Origin of the sequence: Romboutsia sp. MSSM.1001216sp_RTP31141st1_G3_RTP31141_220114 (genome assembly GCF_039031195.1) — a bacterium.
Lineage (GTDB): Bacteria > Bacillota > Clostridia > Peptostreptococcales > Peptostreptococcaceae > Romboutsia_C > Romboutsia_C hominis.
Genome location: NZ_JBCIUO010000002.1, coordinates 49,608 through 68,318 on the forward strand (window position 1 = coordinate 49,608; position 18,711 = coordinate 68,318).

The following is an 18,711-nucleotide window of genomic DNA, read 5'->3' on the forward strand; positions in this document are numbered from 1 at the left end:
TTTCTTATTTCTTATAAGGGAATAATTGTTTTGCACTTTCTAATCTACCAAAATCCCCTGTAGCTCCTTTTTCATTTAATAATATAGTTAAAGAAACTTTACCTATTCCTTCTTCAATATTATCTATAGTTGCTATTTTGTTTTTAGAATATAAGTCTATATAAGAATTTTTAGTATTACTTTTTTGAACTCCTACTATATATTTATTTTGTTCTTTTAATTTAGTTATTAAAGCTTCATCTATCTTATCAAAGTTTTCTTTTTGAGCTTTATCTTCACTTCCACCTGTTAAAACTACAGAATCATAATCTATATAATTTTCTGCTATAGATTCTACTTTAATTAACTCTAAACGTTGAAGATTTTCTAACTTAGATATACTACCTTCTTCTTTTAAAGATTCTGCTATATAATTTATAACATCTTTTGCATTGTTTAGTTCAATTGAAAGTTCTTCTGATGCTTTCTTTAAAGCATCTTTATTTTCTATATTGCTAGTAAGTACTATATCAAATGCTACATTTCCTCCAGCATTTTGTATTATACTTGCAATTTCTTTACTATAATCATTTTTTTCATTTGTAGATATTATTCCTATATTTTTATTTACAAGACTATCTTTTATTATCTTATCTGAATTTTGATTTATTATGGCTATTGCTTCATCATAATATTTATTTAAATTAGTTAAATTTTCTTCTAAGTTATCATTTGTTGTTTTTAGTACTTCAAACTTACTATCTAAATCTTTGATCATACTTGCTTGTTGTTTACTAAGTTCTTGATCATAATTTAGATTAAATCCTACTAACATACCAATTCCTAAAGCTATAAAAATAGCTCCTATGGTAACTATATAATATTTCATGTTTATATGCATTTTTTTCCTCCTAAATCTACATTTGTAGTAATAGCTTTAATTTTAGCTGCATTAGATGTATAAACTGCTGAACACTTGGAGAGAAAGAGGCTAGTATAAGTATTGGGAATAAGGCAGTAGCTATTAATGCCCATATATACTTCATCTTTAACTTACTTCTATATAGTAGGTTAACTCCTTTCGCATCTATAAGCTTTGATCCTATTTTTAATCTTACTAAGAAAGTACTTGCCATACCCTTTCTTCCTTTTTCTAGAAAATCTATCATATTAGAATGAGTTCCAAGAGCCACTATAAGCTCTGCTTTGTACTCGTAAGCTATTAACATAGCTATATCCTCACTAGTTCCAGGTGCTGGAAATACTATAGCATCTAGCCCTAAATCTTGAACTCTTTTAAGACCTGGTGCCCTTCCATCTGTATAAGCATGTACGATTATCTCACCTGCTTTTTTAAGAGCTTCATCACTAACACTATCCATATCTCCAACTATAACATCTGGAGTATAACCAAACTCTAGTAACGCATCCGCTCCTCCATCAACACCAACTAATATTGGCTTCACTTCTTCTATGTATGATAATATTGTGCTTAAATCTTGCTTATAATCTTGTCCTCTTACAACTATTAGTACATGCCTATTAGCGTAATTAGTTTTAACTTTAGGTATTTCGACTTCTCCTAATATGAATCCTTTTTCTTTCTTTGCATAATCAATAGTATTATCTATGAACCTATCTAGTTCAACTGCTAAGTTTTCGTATGCTTTTTTTAATTTGACTGCTACTTCTTCTTTGCCTAATACTTCACCTTGTCCTAAAAATTTATTGTCTCTATAAATTTTACCATCTATAATTTCAATATTTTGACCTTCAGACAACTCATTAAATAATTCTTCACCTATATTATCAACTATAAGAATATTTTTTTCAGTTAGTATTCCAGGTCCTTTATTAGGATATCTTCCACTTATAGAAGGTGATGCATTAATAACTAGCTTTACTTTACCTTCTACTAAAGAATTCGCTGCAACTTCATCTATATCTATATGATTTATAACAGCTATTTCTCCACCCGTAAGTCTCTTTGCAAGCCTCTTTGTTTTTCTATCTACTTTAATAGGGCCTTCGACTCTCATAAATTAAACCTCCGATATCATTTTTAAAATCACATTACATTATAGCATTATTTAACGACAAAATAAATGTTTAAAGTCAGTTTATAATTTTATATAAGGATTTTTTAAATATATTTGTATATTTTAATCAATCTTATTTAACCTTGATAAATTCATCAACTCACTTTTGCTGTTTTTTTCAGGGTTACATATTACTATTTCTAAAAGGAGATTTAACTGTTCTCCTATTGATTTTCCACTATACCCCATCAACCTTAAATCGTTCCCGTTTATATCTAAATCATTTATTTTATAGCATTCATTATTTTTAGCTATTTCTTCTATAAATTCTGTATATTTATCTATTGAATGTTTTCTTATACTTAATTCTTCAATCTCTTCACAATCACCTACTTTTTTGTAATATATTTCCTTCAATTTTAAAATATCTTTTAAATTATCAATTCCTATTTTATTTAGAATTTTTTTAATATCAATTTTATCTAAATCTATATTATCTATTAGCATATAGTCAATCATATTATTTATGTATTTTGTTACATTATTTGGATATTTCAGTTTGCTTACAATATTATTTTTTCTTATATTTTTATTGTAAAATTCTATTTTTTCCTTTGTCTTATTTAGTCTTTTTGTGTTATTTTCTAAAATTAAAAATTCTATCATCAATAGTCTTTGCTCTAAACTAATATTACACTCTTTTAATATTGTTAACTTTGTACAAAAATCTTCATAATTCTCTACATGAGAGTATATCTCTAACTCCTTAAATATATTCAAACTATATAATAATCCTAGTTTTTGAGGGTTTTCACTAAGTATGATTTTTTTTATTTCATCACTTACTCTTTCTCTGCTAATATTTTTTAATATACTAGAATTTCTTTTTATACTTTCAAATGTTTCTTTTTCTATATCAAATCCTAGTTTACTGCTAAATCTTATAGCTCTTATTATCCTAAGTCCATCTTCAATAAATCTTTCATCAGGATTACCTACTGTTCTTATTTTTTTATCATGTAAATCTTTAACTCCATCAAAATAATCGATTAGTTTATCTTCTTCATTATAAGCCATAGCATTTATTGTAAAATCTCTTCTCTTTAAATCATCTACTAACTTTGATGTAAATTCTACATTTTTAGGCCTTCTATTATCTTCATACTCACCTTCAACTCTATATGTTGTTATCTCATAAACCTCATCTTCTATTAAAATACCTACTGTTCCATGCTTTATTCCATTTTCTATTATTTTATAGCCTTTAAATATATCTATTATTTTATTAGGTTTTGCACTAGTTGTTATATCATAGTCATTTGGTAAAATACCTAATATACTATCTCTGACACATCCTCCTACTATATAAGCTTCTTCACAATGTTCTTTTATTTTTTCTATTATAAATTTTACTGATTTCGGTAAATTTATATACATCACATATCTCCTTAATTTATATATATTTATAAGATAACCAAATTTTAAAATATATAATACTTTATACTCACTTGTTTACACTTTGAATATAGCATTATAAAAGCCTTCTTAATATTAAGAAGGCTTTTATAATGCTATATTTATTTAACCATACTATGCTCTAATCTTAATTTATCTGCTATCATAGCTATAAATTCAGAATTTGTTGGTTTTCCTTTTGTATTATGCACTGTATAACCAAATAGTTGATTTATTGTATCAACTTTACCTCTACTCCATGCTACCTCTATAGCATGTCTTATAGCTCTTTCAACTCTACTTGGAGTAGTATTAAATTTCTTAGCTATACTTGGGTATAATTCCTTAGTTACAGCTCCTAGTAATTCTACGTTATCTATTACCATCTTTATAGCTTCTCTTAAATAAAGATATCCCTTTATATGAGCTGGAACACCAATTTCATGTATTATATTAGTTATTTCTGTTTCTATATTACCTACATTTTTGACAAAGTCACTTCTTGTCATTTGTATATCAGCATGAGCCCTAGGCTTTATGTCTGCATGTGCAGGTCTGTTTGAAACTAATTCTCTTATTCTATTTATAAATATTACAAAATCAAAAGGTTTAACTATATAATAGTCTGCTCCTAAATTTATTGCACTTTGTGTTATTTTGTCTTGTCCTACAGCTGATAGAACTATTATTTTTGGCATTTTAGGTATATCCATAGAATTTAACTTCTCTATAACACCTAATCCATCTAAATGTGGCATTATAACATCTAGCACTAATAAATCTGGTTGTAATCTTTTTACTAAATCTAGTGCTTCTATACCATCTTTTGCGATTCCTAATATTTCTATATCACTTTCATTAGATAAGTACTCCTTAAGTACCTGACAAAAATCCTTGTTATCATCTGCTAAAACTATTTTTATTTTATCGCTCACTTAAACTTCCCCCCATTAATAAAACATCTTCTCTTTTATATTAAAATTAAAACCCTTTATACTTAAGCATATTCGACATAGTAAAATTATATTCCTTCAATATATTTGAAATCTATTGAAAAATATATTAAATTTTAATTTCTCTTATCTAATTCTATCATCTCATCTATAAAAATACCATATCCTTTTTTGGCATTATCTTCAAAAACATGTGTTAATGCCCCAACTAGCTTATTATTTTGTATAATAGGGGCACCACTCATGCCTTGTACTATACCGCCTGTATAATTTACTAATTTCTCATCAATAATTTCTATAACTATGTTTTTATCTCCTTTATTTTCATATATATTTTCTATATTTATGTCATATGGATATACATATCCTTCCTCATTTTCAAGTAAAATACTTGCTTTACCCCTTTTTATTTCATTCTTGTTTCCCACTTTTATAAGAGGTAATTTGTGTTTTATGTTGTTTATTATATTTCCCTCTATACCTTCATTATCATTATTGCTAAATGTTCCTATTAAGTTGTATTCATCCAAATTACAATCAAAATTACCAATAACACTCTCTGTTGATTTTTCTAGATTTACTTCTGTTGGATAATATACACTACCTTCTTTTATTTTTAATATTTTACTTGTATCAAAATCTTTTATAGGATGTCCTATTGCTTTAAATTCTTCATTGTCTGGATCATAAAACGTCATAGTTCCAACTCCCGAAACTTTATCTCTAACCCATAAGCCTAACCTTTTTTCTTCGTCTTCTACTTTTAATTTTATCTTTATAACTAGTTCTTTACTATCTCTCTCAACTGTTAAATATACAAAATCTTCTTTAATATCTTTTATATATTCGTATATATCATAAGCATTTTCGATTTTTTTTTCATTTATTTTTATTATGTTATCCCCTTTTTTTATCCCTCCTATATACTCTAATGATTCATCTTCATAACCTATTACTAATGCTCCATCTGTTTTAGCTTTTATTCCAATTAGATTACCGCATGGATAAACATACTTATTACTCTTATTTACAGCCTCTATATAGTAATTTTTTATACCATCATAAGTTATAGATATTAAAAGTATAGCTACCATAATTGCTAATGTTAAAAATACTGAATTTCTTTTAATTTTCATAAGTATATCTCCTCTTTTATATATATACTTATAGTTCCTATTTTGGATTTTTTTATACAAAAAAAGAAGCCCTAAAGGCTTCTTTTTGCTAGTTCTATTATTTCACTTGCGTGTTCAATAGTTTTTTCTGTTATATTACTTCCAGCTATAAGTCTAGCTATTTCATCTCTTTTTTGGTCCTTGTCTAACTTTCTAATAGTAGTAAATGTTCTTTCATTATCTGTACTCTTCTCTATACAATAATGAGTATCTGCATTAGCAGCAATCTGTGGTAAATGAGTTATACAAATAATTTGCTTTTTCTTTCCTATATTACTAAGTTTCTCTCCTACTATTTGTGCTGCTATTCCACTTATACCTGTATCTATTTCATCAAATACTAATGTATCAATTTGGTCTATATCCGCAAGTATGGTCTTAAATGCTAGCATAAATCTAGACATTTCTCCACCTGAAGCTACTTTATATATAGGTTTAATATCTTCACCTAAGTTAAATGATATCATAAACTCTATATCATCCATTCCTCTAGGTGTGAATATTCCTTGTTCAAAATTTACTTTAAATGCAACATTTTTCATATTCAAGCTTTTTAACTCTTCTAATAGGACTTTCTCTAACTGTTTAGCTACTATCTTTCTTTGAGAAGTTAAGGCCTCAGCTCTTTCTTTAAGTTTACTTTCAAGCTTATTTAATTTAAGTTTAAGCTCTTCTACTCTTTCATCTCTATTTAATATTTCATCTAATCTATTCTTTATATTTTGATGATAATCAAATATTTCTTCTATAGTTTCTCCATATTTTCTCCTTAGGTTATTTATTTCATCAACTCTAAGTTCTATTTGTTCTAACTCATATGGTTCAAAATTTATATTTTCTTTATAATTTCTTATCTCTCTTGATATATCTTGAAGCTCATACATTATTCTTTCTATCTCATTATTATAATCACTTAAACTTTTGTCATATTCACATATTGATGATAGTTCTTTTACTGCATTACCTATTAAATCTACTGCATTAACCTGACCTTCATATAAATTTTGATAACTTATATTTAAATTTTTAAAGATTTTTTCACCATTTCTATAGACGTCCCTTTGTTTTAGTAAGTCTTCATATTCGTCCTTGCTAAGATTGGCAGATTCTATTTCATTTATTTGAAACTTTAATAAATCTATCTCTCTTTGAATTTGCATATCATCTTTATTTTCAGTTAATATATTTAAAGCTTTTTTTACATCACTATACTCATCATATATTTCTTTATATGAAATTTTGAATTCTTCTAATTCATGTTCTCCAAATAAATCTAAAAATTCTAGATGAGTATCTTTATTGAATAATGCTTGTGTTTGATGTTGACCGTGAACATCTATAAGCTTAGATGCTATTTGCTTTAAAACATTCATCTTAACAGTTCTTCCATTAACCCTAGCAACACTTTTTCCATCACTATATATTATTCTAGTTATAACTAGTAAATCATTATCATCTAGTTCAAGATCATTATCATTAAGTACTTTTATTAAATCTTTATTTTTAGAGTGAAATATAGCTTCTACTACACCTTTTTCAGTTCCTTTCCTTAAAAAAGATCTATCATATTTCTCTCCTAAACAAAGTCCTAATGCATCTATTATTATAGATTTTCCTGAACCTGTTTCTCCTGTAAGTATGTTCAAATTTTTATCAATATTTAAACGAAGCTCCTCAACAAGAGCACAATTTTTCATATATAACTCAAGGATCAATTCTAAATCCCCCTCTTTTAATAAATCATATAAATGTTTTACTTATTTAGATTATGAGAATTTTCAACAACTTCTATTATCTTATTAGTATGTTGTTCTTTATTAAACTCATATCCTTCATTACCATTTCTTAAGTGTATTAAATACTCTATATTTCCTTCAGGACCTTTTATCGGTGAGTAATCTAATCCTAATATTTCAAATCCATTTTCAACAGCAAAATTAGATATCATTTCTATAACTTCAATATGTGTTGATTTTTCTCTAACCACACCTTTTTTACCAACTTTTTCCCTACCAGCTTCAAATTGTGGCTTTATTAAAGCTACGATTTGACCATCTGGACGTATTAATTCCTTGCATTTTGGTAGTACTAGCTTTAAAGATATAAAAGATACGTCTATAGATGCAAAATCTGCAAACTCTTTAGTTTGTTCTATAGTAACATGTCTTATATTAGTTCTCTCCATGCAAACTACTCTCTCATCTTGTCTTAATTTCCATGCAAGTTGTCCATATCCAACATCTATAGAAAATACTTTTGATGCTCCATTTTGAAGCATACAATCAGTAAATCCTCCTGTTGATGAACCTATGTCCATACACACTTTTCCTTCTAATGTTAAATCAAAGTTATTCATGGCTTTTTCAAGCTTTAATCCACCTCTACTTACATATGGTATTGGATCTCCTTTTACCTCTATCTTAGCTTCTTCATCAACATCAGAACCTGCTTTATCACATCTTTGATTATTTACAAATACAAGACCTGCCATTATTGCCTTTTTAGCTCTTTCTCTACTTTCAAAGTATCCTTTTTCTACTAATAATAAATCTATTCTTTTTTTCATAAAATTACCTTTCTAGTTTACAGTCTTTTACTCTCATTGCTATCTTCTCTGGAGATAGACCTATTGTATCATATATTTCATCTGCATTCCCATGAGGTACAAATGCTTCTGGAAGACCTAAATTCATAATATTAACATCAATTTTATTATCTGTTATATATTTATTTATTCTACTTCCAAATCCACCTATTATTGTATTATCCTCAATAGTTATAACCTTTTTATGAGTTTTTAACAAATCTGATAAAAGATTTTTATCAATAGGCTTTAAGAACCTTGCGTTAACTATTGTTGGATTTATATCCTCTTTTTCTAATAATTCTTTAGCTTTAAGAGCATGTTTTACCATATTTCCTATTGCTAGTATAAGTATGTCTTCTCCTTTTGACAATACTTCATAACTTCCTACTTTTATAGGTTCATACTTACCACTTTCTAAGTAATAACTACCCCCTCTTGGATATCTAATAGCTACAGGCTCTTTTAATTCTAGAGATAAATCCATCATTAACTCTAGCTCTTTGCAATCCTTAGGAGCCATAACCGTTATATTTGGTATTGCATTTAAGTAGCTTAAATCAAACATACCATGATGAGTTTCACCATCATTACCTACTATACCAGCTCGATCTATAAGGAATGTTACAGGTTTTTTAGTTATACATACATCATGTATTACTTGATCATATGCCCTTTGTAAAAATGATGAGTATACAGCAAAATACGGTTTTAATCCATTTTTTGCAAGTCCTGCAGCAAATGTAGTTGCATGTTGTTCTGCTATACCAACATCATAGTATCTATTTGGGTATACTTTTTCAAATAGATTTAATCCTGTACCCGATGGCATAGCTGCAGTTATTGCACATACTCTATCATCTTTTTCTCCCATAGATACTAATTTCTCTCCAACTAATGAAGATATAGATTTTGTACCTGATGATTTTATACCTTCTCTTATATCAAATTTTGACACTCCATGATATTTATGTGGTTCATTTTCTGCAAATCTATATCCTTTACCTTTTTTAGTTATAACATGAAGAAGCTTTGGCCCTTTTTTTTGTTTGCATTTTTCTAAAATTTCTATTAATTCTTTAATATTGTGCCCATCTATAGGACCATAATATTTTATTCCTAAAGACTCAAATAACTCGCATTCTTGAGGAATAAATGTACTTATTATACTATCTTTAAATTTATTGGCTGTTTTAGATATTAACTCTCCTCCAGGAGCTATATTTAATATCTTTTCAACTTCATTTTTTACTTTATTAGCTGCTGAGTTTCTAACTATACTAGATAAATACCTAGACATTCCACCAACATTTTTATCTATAGACATTTCGTTATCATTTAATATAACTATCATATCTGTTTTTGTATGTCCTAGATGATTTAATGCTTCTAGTGCCATACCACCTGTTATTGATCCATCTCCAATTACAGCTATGACATTACTATCTTCACCTTTTATATCTCTTGCACATGCAATACCATGTGCCACTGAAATTGATGTGCTACTATGACCTGTATCAAATATATCATGTGGACTTTCACATTCTTTAGGAAATCCACTTAAACCATTTAATTGTCTTAGTGTATTAAATTCTCCTTTTCTTCCAGTTATCATCTTATGTACATAAGATTGATGCCCAACATCCCATACAATTTTATCTTTCGGACTTTCAAATACCTTATGCAATGCTAGTGTAAGCTCTACAACCCCTAGATTGGAAGCTAAATGCCCTCCTGTTTGAGAAACAGATTTAACTAAAAATTTTCTTATATCCTTTGATAGTTCATCCATTTGTTCAACGTTCATCAACTTTATATCACTTGGAGAGTTTACTTTATCTAAATATTTATACATATAATCCTCACCTTTATTTATCAGCTATTAATACAATTAATAGTCTATAGTTTACTTTATACAAATTTTATTTATAAAATTCTAACATCTAAAAAATGAATATACCTTAGTATTGACTAAGTTATATTCATTTTATAACCGTATTAAAATATTTACTATTTCAAGTATCTTAATCTATATAAAATTTAACTATCTATAATTTTACTTATAGACATATAATTTTAATACTTTTGTCAAATACGAATTATATCATACATTGTATATTTTTTCAATTTACACGAAGTATAATGCTACTAATATACCTAGTATAGCCCCAAACAATACTTCTTTAGGAGTATGACCTACTAGCTCTTTTAATCTTTCATGCTTTATTGGTTTTCTATGTTGTACATCATCTATAATTTGATTTAGTATTGCCGCTTGTTTTCCTACAGAACGTCTTACTCCAGTTGCATCATACATTATTATTAAAGAGAATACACATACTATAGCAAAATCAGTTGATTGAAATCCCCTTTCTATGCCAACTAGTGTTGATAAGCTAGTTACAAATGAGCTATGAGAACTTGGCATACCTCCTGATGTAAATAATCTAGAAATTTCTATTCTCTTATCTTTTCCTGTAAATATTTTTATAAATTGTGCTAAGAAACAAGCAAATATACTTATCCCTAAAACTTTGTTGCTAAAAATTTGTGAAAAAAAATCCATCGTTCCTCCTTAATACTCTCTGTCCACTATATAATCAGCTAAACTGCTTAAAAATTCTGTATCATTTGATATTTGTGTTAATGCTTCTTTAGCTTCTTTTATTAATCTATTCGCTTCTTCTTTTGACTCTTCTAGTCCTATTAAGGATGGGTAAGTAGATTTATTGTTGTCTATATCACTTCCTACTTTTTTTCCTAACTTAGACTCATCTCCAACTATATCTAATATATCGTCAACTATTTGGAAGGCTAGTCCTATATTTTTTGAATATTTAGTTATATTTTCTAATTCATTATCATTTGCATTTCCTATTATAGCTCCCGCTCTCATACATCCTATCATTATAGCTGCAGTCTTATTGTTATGTATATAATCTAATTTTTCTTTAGATATTTTCTTATTTTCACTTTGAACATCTACTACTTGTCCACCTATCATACCATTTATTCCTGCAGCTGATGCTATCTCATACATAGCATTTAAATATTTATTTGGATTTTCTTTGTTCATAGAACCTAAAAGCATAACTTCAAAAGCATAATTTAAAAGGGCATCTCCTGCAAGTATAGCCATATCTTCACCAAATACTATATGATTTGTTTTTCTACCTCTTCTTAAATCATCATTATCAAGTGCTGGTAAATCATCATGTATTAAAGAATATGTATGTATCATTTCTATTGCCATAGCAAATGGTATCGCATCCTTATAATCTCCACCTACTGATTTACATGCTTCTAATGTAAGTATCGGTCTTAACCTTTTTCCACCTGCACTTAAACTATAATTCATAGCCTCCATTATAGTTTTTTGATATCCTTCTTCTTTTGGCATATACTCCTTTAATAATTTTTCTATATAGCTTGCTTTTTCTTTTAGCACTGCTTTAAATTCCACGTTTATTCCTCCCTAATATCAAATTCTTCTTCTACACCTAATTTATTAAATTTACTTATTTTAAATGTCGCATCATCTAAAAGCTTATTACAATATTTGTAAAGACTTATACCTTGTTCATACAAACTTAATGACTCATCTAAACTAGCATTTTTAGATTCTAATTTTTCTAGAATTTCCTCTAATTTTTTATAGGCTTGTTCATACGTTAGATTCATGTCTATACCTCTTTTGATTTTATTTTTTCAACAGTACACTCAATACTTCCATCTTTTAAAACTATATCTAAGTTATCTTTAAAATCTATCTCTTTTATACTGTTTACTGTAACTCCATGTTTTGATAATATACTATACCCTCTATCTAATGTTGATAAAGGGCTCATATTATGAAGTATTGCTCCAGTTTTTGAAAGTCGATCTTTTTCTGTGTTTAATTTCTTTTCTGCTTCAAGTGTTATTTTATCATATATCCTATCTAATTGTATAATTTTATCTCTTATTATATAGGACTTAATATAACTATTTATCTTATCCATAGTATGATTTAGTCTATGCTCGCTTATATTTATATTACTAGTTAATGATTTATTCATTCTATTTAATATGTTATCTAGTTTAAAATTTAATTCTTCTAATGATGGTGTTGCTATTTCTGCTGCTGCCGATGGTGTAGGTGCTCTCATATCACTTACAAAATCACATATAGTAAAATCTGTTTCATGCCCTACCGCAGATATTATAGGTATATTAGACTCAAAGACTGCCCTAGCTACCATTTCTTCATTAAATGACCATAGTTCTTCTATAGAACCTCCACCTCTACCAACTATAATTGTATCTACGTTATCCATCATATTAAAAAATTTTATCCCATCACATATATCATACTTTGAACTTTCACCTTGGACATTAACAGAATATAACTTTATATTAACTTTTGGGTATCTTCTTTTTACTACGTTTACTATATCTCTTATAACTGCACCTGTTTGTGATGTTACTACACCTATAGAATTTGGTATTTTTGGAATAGGATTTTTATATTTATTGTCAAATAATCCTTCTTTTTCTAACTTTTCTTTTAATTTATTAAACTCTATATATAAATTTCCTATACCTTCTGTTTCTATAGAATTTATATACAACTGATAAGAACCATCTCTTTCATACACAGATATATATCCATTAGCTATAATCTTAGTCCCATTAGTTAGTGCTAAGTCTTTATTATAATTATTTTTAAATATAACACAATTTATTTTTGAATTTTCATCTTTTAAAGATAAGTATACGTTTCCACTACTATGTATTTTAAAATTTGATATTTCTCCTTTTACTTTTAAATTGTATAAGATAGGGTCATTGCTTAATATTCTTTTTATATATGAATTAGCTTCACTTATAGTTAAGGCTCTTATTTTCAAATTTTTTCACTCCTATTAAAGCACAACCAACAGCATTGTCTGTTGCGTACTCCGGTTTAGTAAAATATGCATTTATCTTATATTTTCTTAATCTATTTGTTAACTCTTTTGATATATACTTACTAGCAGATACCCCTCCAGCAAATACTATATCTTTTATATTGTATTCTTTACTTATATGCTCTATTGATTTTATCATATTTCTAACTACTGCATCTAAAACTAATTTACTTATGTACTCTTTGCCACAATTATCTATTATATTATCTATTTGATTTTCAAGACCTGATAGATTCATATATCCTTCTTTTACAGAAGTTTTTAAACCTTGTTTTATTGCAGACTCACAATTTAGTGCATTTTCATCTATATATTTACCACAAGGGAAATCATATCCCATCTTAACTCCAACTCTATCTATAAGTTGTCCAAAACTTATATCCTTGCTTCCACCCACTATTTCTATGTCATAGCTTTCTTTATTTTTAGTGCAAAGCAGTATTTCTGTTGTCCCTCCTGACATATGAACAGATAAGAACTTTTCTTTATTTAATTTATTATCTAAAAGACTTGCTTCTATATGATTTTCTTGATGAGTAGTTTCATATAAACCACAACCTATCATTGTTGAACACAGCTTAGAAAAATTATATCCTACAGTAAATACTGGCATATAAGAGTTTTTATTTGGTCTTGGTTTTGTAGATACGCATATTCCAACTACGTTATATTTATTTATAATCGATTTTATTTTACTGTCTATTTCTCCTAAATTATTTATATGCTGAAAAACAGCTTCACTTTGCCTTAATCCCTTGCTATCTTTTTTTACTTTAAGTAATATTTTTTCATTAAATATTACTTTTTTATCTAAAGATATAGCTGCTATAGAAGTTGTATAGCAGCTAGTATCTATTCCGATTATTATATTATTTTGATTCTGTTTCACTAACGACACTTCCTAATATTCCATTTATGAATTTAGGAGTTTTGTCATCACAGTATAATTTAGCCATTTCTATAGCTTCATTTATTGAAACTTTATTTGGTATCTCTTCTACAAATAATATTTCACATATAGCTAGTCTTAATATTGCTAAGTCTACCTTTGCCATTCTATTAACTGACCAATTTTTAGCATATTTGTTTATCATTGCATCTATTTCGTCCGATTTTTCACTTAATAATTTACACATTTGAGCCATATATTCTCTATCTATAACATCATCAGCTTTTAAATTTTCTAATTTTAACTCTGGGTTATTTGAATATTGTAATCTAAGCTCTTCATATCTATTTGTTATGTATTCTAATTGATCATTTAAAAATTTATCTAATACATCACCCATATCTTCTTTAGTTATTTGAGTTTGATATATTAATTTCATCATATACTCTCTTGTAGTTACTTTTCTCGCCTTATCATTCTTCATTAGTCTTAATCCTCCTCTAATTGATATTATGTACATATTACACAATAAAAAACCCTCTGATTTTCAGAGGGTTTGATTAACTTTTCTTAGCTTGCTTAGCTTCTTCTCTTTCAGCTTTTTCTTTCTTAAAGCTGATTCCTTGAACATGTATATTAACTTGAGAAACATTTAATCCTGTCATTGTCTCAACAGTGTTTTTAACATTTTCCTGAATTTTAAAAGCTATGTCTGGTATAGATACACCATACTCTATCATAACCATAACATCTAAGCTAACTTCCTCTTCTTCTACTTGTATTTTTACACCATTATTTTTAAATAATTTATCTGTTAATGTTGTATTCGTTTCAACGCCTTCTATCTCTAATGCTGCAAGACCTGCTATAGTAGATATTACATCATTAGATATTTTAACTTGTCCAAAATCATTATTTTCCATGATAAACTTACCCCCTTATATAAGGAACTATTTTATAACTATAATAATACCAAATACCATTAAACTTTGCAAGGAAATAACCTTAGTTAAATTCTAAGGTTATTGTTTTCCTTATATTAATATGTATATTTTTTGTTTTATATTAATTTTCATTGTTCATAATTTTTATATTTTCATAATCTACTTTTGCTTCTTCTGCTACTAAATCAAATACTTTTGCTGCATCTTTCTTTTCAAATTTTTTCTCATTTACTACAACATTTACACTTTCATCACTTATATATACTAGTGCATTTTCAAAACCTTTAGTACTTAATAAGTTTTCTATTTTAAGTTCAGTTTCCTGGTCTTTAACTAATTTAAGCTTCATATTTGATGCTTCTTCTCTAGCTTTATCCGAAGTAGATGGATTATTTATCATTTCGTTTAATTGTCCACTTAATTCATTTCTTTGCTTTTCTCTAGTCATTTTCATATCTAGTATATATGTAGACTTTTTCATATTTTTTTCTGATGTTAATTGACTTTTTATCTCCTTACTTGTTTCAGTTACCTTTTCATTAACTTCGCTTTTTTTACTATCTACGACTTCTACATCGTCTTCTTTATCTTTTTTATTTTCAGATTTCTTTTCTGAGTTTTTCTCTATTTGAGCTTCTTCATATGCTTTTAGCTCTTGACCTGTTTCTATAGCTGATTTTTCACTTAACTTATAATTCACAGCTCCTACTACTACTAACATCGCTGCTAAACTTACTACAACAAAACCTCTACCCTTATAATCAAACTTCATTTTTATCCCCCCAGTTTAATATTTATTACTTTGTGTATACTTCTACTTGATGCCCTGCTACCTGAAGAGCAGTTTGTACAGCATCATAAAGTGTTTCTTTAACAGTCGGGTCACTAGCCCCACTTGATACTACTATTACACCTTTTATACTTGCTTCATTAGTTTTTAATACTATTGGTTCATTTGAACCTGATGTTATTATAGTTTTATTATCACTTGATGTTGTTATAGTTCTTTCTCCTCCCTTAGTATCTTTTTCTTCTGTTTTTTCTGTAGTTGAGTTTGAATTATATGCAGGTTGAATTTCTTCACTAGACTCAAATGTTATCATTACATCTACTTCCCCAGCTCCTTCTATTTTTGATAGTATTTCCTTTAGTTTACTTTCTAAATTTTTTTCTTGATTTGAAGAGCTAGTAGTTTCTGGTTCATTTTTTTTAACTACTTCTTTTTCTTTATTATCTTTTGGTGATAAACTTGGCATTGCGATAAGAGCTATTGCACAAACTACTACTAAAGATAATAATGTGTATATCTTTTTTTTATCTTTTTCATTTAGGTTTTTAAACATTCCCACAACTCCTATTAATCAATTTCTATAGTTTCTATAGATACATCTAGTATCTCTATTAAGTCCTCTTTTAGTTTATCTTCATCTATTCCTTTTTGACTTTCATCGCTTTCATTAAAAGCTTGTTTTATTTTTTCTTTTTCTTTAGATTGTATGTCCTCTTTTCCACTTTTATTACTACTTTTTTCTTTAACTTTTATATTTTCTATATCAGATCCATTTATATCTACGTCTTCTAATTCATATCCATACTCATCTAGCTTTAGCTTTAAGACTTCTTTAAGTCCATCTTCATATCCTTTACTTAAGCTATCCTTACCTGTTTCATTTGCCAAACTATTCATACTATCTACATATTCTTTATTATATTTAGCCATAGACTTTAAAATAGTGTCCTCCAATCTAATATTAGATGAAAATATATTTATAATTGGAGTTAAAACTATAAACACAAATATGAAATTTAATACTAAATTTATATATGGTTTTATTTTAGACGATGGTAAAATCATATTAACTACATTTACTATAAAAGCACCTATTAGTATAGTTATAATCCACTGTTTTATACCTTCTAACATAACCCACCTCTTATCCTTGAGCTACTACACTTATTGAAGTTATTATTGCTACTGTAACAAAAAACATTATTGCAATTGCGATTATGCAAGCCAACATTACTACCATTAAGTTGGCTATTTCATTTAAAAAACTTGATATTTTCTCTTCTCCTATAGGCTCTACTACTATAGCAGATATTTTATAAACTAATACTACAGATAATATTTTTATAACTGGAATCAAACAAATTCCAACTATTAATACAAGGCCAATTCCTCCAAATACACCTTTTATAAGCTGCGATGATGAGAGCAGTATATCAACTGAATCAGATACAAAATTACCTACCACTGGAATAAAGTTTCCTAAGGCAAATTTAGCTGTTTTAACTGTAAAATTATCTATATTTTTTACATATAAGCCTTGCATAGATACAAGTCCTAAATATATGGTAAACATTGCTCCTATAGAAACTAAATTTATTTGTCTTATAAAAGATGATAGTTTTTTTAGTTTTATACTTTGAGATAAATTATTTACGACTAGAATTGCAAATGCTACAGAAATTGATACGAATAAAAATTGTTTAAAAATTATATTTATGAATGCAACTCCACCTATAAATATTGGGTTTAAAACTGTTGATGTAATAGGAAATCCTATAAGCACCAATAATGTTATAAGTATAGGCATTATTACTTTCATTAAATTTACGGTGGAATCTATAGTATCATTACATATTGATAGTATATCTTTAAATCCGACTAGCGTAAGAGATACTATTGTTATAAATATTATATAAGTAATTATCTGACTTATTGCTCCCGATGAAAAAGAGTTTTGTAAACTTTTAAGTAAAGATGATAATAGTGCTAGTACTAATATTAGTGATGCTACTTTTAGACTTGCTTTAAATTCATCAAATAACATATATTTTATAGATTCTTTATTAAACAAATCTGTTATTGTCTTTTCTCCACTTATAAGCTCTTTTATAAATACTTTTAAATCAACTTCTTCTACTACTACCGAATCCTGTATAAAATTTTCTATTTCTCCTATGTTTATTTTTTCTAATTGACTATCTATATAATTATCTATACTTTTCTTTGTTTCATTATAGTTTTCATCCTTATCATTTTCGTTTGAAAAGCTTATAGAAAAAGATACTATAATCATAAATATCGTAAGTATAGATGCTAAAAAGCTTTTTTTCATATGTAATCATTCTCCTACGGGATAATATTTATTATCATCTCTACAATAGATAAGAGTATTGGAAAAGACATAGTCATAACTATTACTTTTCCTCCAAATTCTAATTTAGAGGCTATACTTTTTTCTCCACAATCATTACAAAGTTGTATTGCAAATTCCATAAGATAGGCTATCCCTATTAATTTTATTATTAAAGTTATATATACAGATGGTATATTAGCCTTTTGGGCTAAGTTCTGTATGCTTTCAATTATAAAGTTTAGCTTAAATATTACAGATAAAAGTATCGTTACCCCTGCAAGTATTGCTATGAAATTTGCCATCTCTGGTCTTTTAGGCCTTATAATTAAACAAATAGTCATTGCCAGTATAGCGACTCCAATAAGTTTTATAATTTCCAAAGTGTCACCCCCTACTTAGTAAAGCATGAACATCGTCTTTATTGTATCAAATAAAACACTTACCTCTTTTAATACAATTGTAAATGCCATAACTACTCCTACTACAGTGACATATATTTGCCAGTCTTTTCTGCCTGAAGCATCTAATATAGTATTAATTATTGTTATTAAAAGTGCTCCTATACCTAACTTAAATATTAGTGAAATATCCATACTAATCC

The 18,711-nt window shown here is 27.5% G+C and carries 21 protein-coding genes; all 21 read right to left on the minus strand.

The genetic code is table 11. The features are described from left to right. Positions 1 to 4 precede the first annotated feature (4 nt). Positions 5 to 880, minus strand: a complete 876-nt coding sequence (locus tag ABCP60_RS05710) for a copper transporter (RefSeq protein ID WP_240275627.1) — start codon at positions 878 to 880, stop codon at positions 5 to 7. A gap of 16 nt (positions 881 to 896) precedes the next feature. Continuing rightward, positions 897 to 2,018, minus strand: coding sequence for a putative cytokinetic ring protein SteA (gene steA, locus ABCP60_RS05715; protein ID WP_092924464.1), 1,122 nt, complete (start codon positions 2,016 to 2,018; stop codon positions 897 to 899). A 123-nt stretch (positions 2,019 to 2,141) separates the two neighbouring features. Beyond that, positions 2,142 to 3,455: a hypothetical protein gene (locus ABCP60_RS05720; RefSeq protein ID WP_343101453.1), complete on the minus strand. Its 1,314-nt coding sequence runs from the start codon at positions 3,453 to 3,455 to the stop codon at positions 2,142 to 2,144. A 140-nt stretch (positions 3,456 to 3,595) separates the two neighbouring features. Beyond that, positions 3,596 to 4,408 (minus strand): sporulation transcription factor Spo0A, encoded by an 813-nt coding sequence (gene spo0A, locus ABCP60_RS05725; protein WP_092924460.1) that lies wholly within the window; start codon positions 4,406 to 4,408, stop codon positions 3,596 to 3,598. Positions 4,409 to 4,542: 134 nt separating this feature from the next. Then, entirely contained in the window at positions 4,543 to 5,562 is a 1,020-nt protein-coding gene (locus ABCP60_RS05730; RefSeq protein ID WP_166505844.1) for a SpoIVB peptidase S55 domain-containing protein, read from the minus strand. A 71-nt stretch (positions 5,563 to 5,633) separates the two neighbouring features. Beyond that, a complete protein-coding gene (gene recN, locus ABCP60_RS05735) occupies positions 5,634 to 7,316 on the minus strand; it encodes a DNA repair protein RecN (protein WP_092924456.1) in 1,683 nt (560 codons plus the stop codon). A gap of 38 nt (positions 7,317 to 7,354) precedes the next feature. Beyond that, a complete protein-coding gene (locus ABCP60_RS05740; RefSeq protein WP_092924454.1) occupies positions 7,355 to 8,167 on the minus strand; it encodes a TlyA family RNA methyltransferase in 813 nt (270 codons plus the stop codon). Positions 8,168 to 8,171: 4 nt separating this feature from the next. Next, positions 8,172 to 10,040: a 1-deoxy-D-xylulose-5-phosphate synthase gene (dxs, locus tag ABCP60_RS05745; protein ID WP_166505845.1), complete on the minus strand. Its 1,869-nt coding sequence runs from the start codon at positions 10,038 to 10,040 to the stop codon at positions 8,172 to 8,174. Between the two features lie 273 nt (positions 10,041 to 10,313). Continuing rightward, a complete protein-coding gene (locus ABCP60_RS05750; RefSeq protein WP_092924450.1) occupies positions 10,314 to 10,751 on the minus strand; it encodes a divergent PAP2 family protein in 438 nt (145 codons plus the stop codon). 9 nt (positions 10,752 to 10,760) lie between these two features. Beyond that, a complete protein-coding gene (locus tag ABCP60_RS05755; protein ID WP_166505846.1) occupies positions 10,761 to 11,648 on the minus strand; it encodes a polyprenyl synthetase family protein in 888 nt (295 codons plus the stop codon). A gap of 2 nt (positions 11,649 to 11,650) precedes the next feature. Then, positions 11,651 to 11,866 (minus strand): exodeoxyribonuclease VII small subunit, encoded by a 216-nt coding sequence (gene xseB / locus ABCP60_RS05760; RefSeq protein ID WP_166505847.1) that lies wholly within the window; start codon positions 11,864 to 11,866, stop codon positions 11,651 to 11,653. Between the two features lie 2 nt (positions 11,867 to 11,868). After that, positions 11,869 to 13,074 (minus strand): exodeoxyribonuclease VII large subunit, encoded by a 1,206-nt coding sequence (gene xseA, locus ABCP60_RS05765; RefSeq protein WP_343101454.1) that lies wholly within the window; start codon positions 13,072 to 13,074, stop codon positions 11,869 to 11,871. Beyond that, positions 13,046 to 14,023: an O-sialoglycoprotein endopeptidase gene (locus ABCP60_RS05770; RefSeq protein WP_343101455.1), complete on the minus strand. Its 978-nt coding sequence runs from the start codon at positions 14,021 to 14,023 to the stop codon at positions 13,046 to 13,048. Before ABCP60_RS05770 ends, xseA begins: the two co-directional genes overlap by 29 nt. Next, positions 14,004 to 14,507, minus strand: a complete 504-nt coding sequence (gene nusB, locus ABCP60_RS05775; protein WP_092924440.1) for a transcription antitermination factor NusB — start codon at positions 14,505 to 14,507, stop codon at positions 14,004 to 14,006. Before nusB ends, ABCP60_RS05770 begins: the two co-directional genes overlap by 20 nt. Before the next feature lie 76 nt (positions 14,508 to 14,583). Beyond that, entirely contained in the window at positions 14,584 to 14,946 is a 363-nt protein-coding gene (locus tag ABCP60_RS05780) for an Asp23/Gls24 family envelope stress response protein (RefSeq protein WP_092924438.1), read from the minus strand. Between the two features lie 142 nt (positions 14,947 to 15,088). Further along, positions 15,089 to 15,739: a SpoIIIAH-like family protein gene (locus ABCP60_RS05785; protein ID WP_092924436.1), complete on the minus strand. Its 651-nt coding sequence runs from the start codon at positions 15,737 to 15,739 to the stop codon at positions 15,089 to 15,091. Between the two features lie 25 nt (positions 15,740 to 15,764). Continuing rightward, positions 15,765 to 16,310 carry a stage III sporulation protein AG gene (locus tag ABCP60_RS05790; protein WP_092924434.1) on the minus strand — a complete coding sequence of 182 codons (546 nt, stop codon included), beginning with the start codon at positions 16,308 to 16,310 and terminating at the stop codon, positions 15,765 to 15,767. Between the two features lie 14 nt (positions 16,311 to 16,324). Further along, complete coding sequence (locus tag ABCP60_RS05795) at positions 16,325 to 16,891, minus strand: stage III sporulation protein AF (protein WP_092924432.1); 567 nt, start codon at positions 16,889 to 16,891, stop codon at positions 16,325 to 16,327. 10 nt (positions 16,892 to 16,901) lie between these two features. Further along, positions 16,902 to 18,089: a stage III sporulation protein AE gene (spoIIIAE, locus tag ABCP60_RS05800; RefSeq protein WP_092924430.1), complete on the minus strand. Its 1,188-nt coding sequence runs from the start codon at positions 18,087 to 18,089 to the stop codon at positions 16,902 to 16,904. A gap of 14 nt (positions 18,090 to 18,103) precedes the next feature. After that, positions 18,104 to 18,490, minus strand: coding sequence for a stage III sporulation protein AD (spoIIIAD, locus tag ABCP60_RS05805; protein ID WP_092924428.1), 387 nt, complete (start codon positions 18,488 to 18,490; stop codon positions 18,104 to 18,106). A gap of 15 nt (positions 18,491 to 18,505) precedes the next feature. Beyond that, the gene (locus tag ABCP60_RS05810) at positions 18,506 to 18,703 is read right to left on the minus strand and encodes a SpoIIIAC/SpoIIIAD family protein (protein ID WP_092924426.1); all 198 of its coding nucleotides are present in this window, start codon (positions 18,701 to 18,703) and stop codon (positions 18,506 to 18,508) included. Positions 18,704 to 18,711 lie beyond the last annotated feature (8 nt).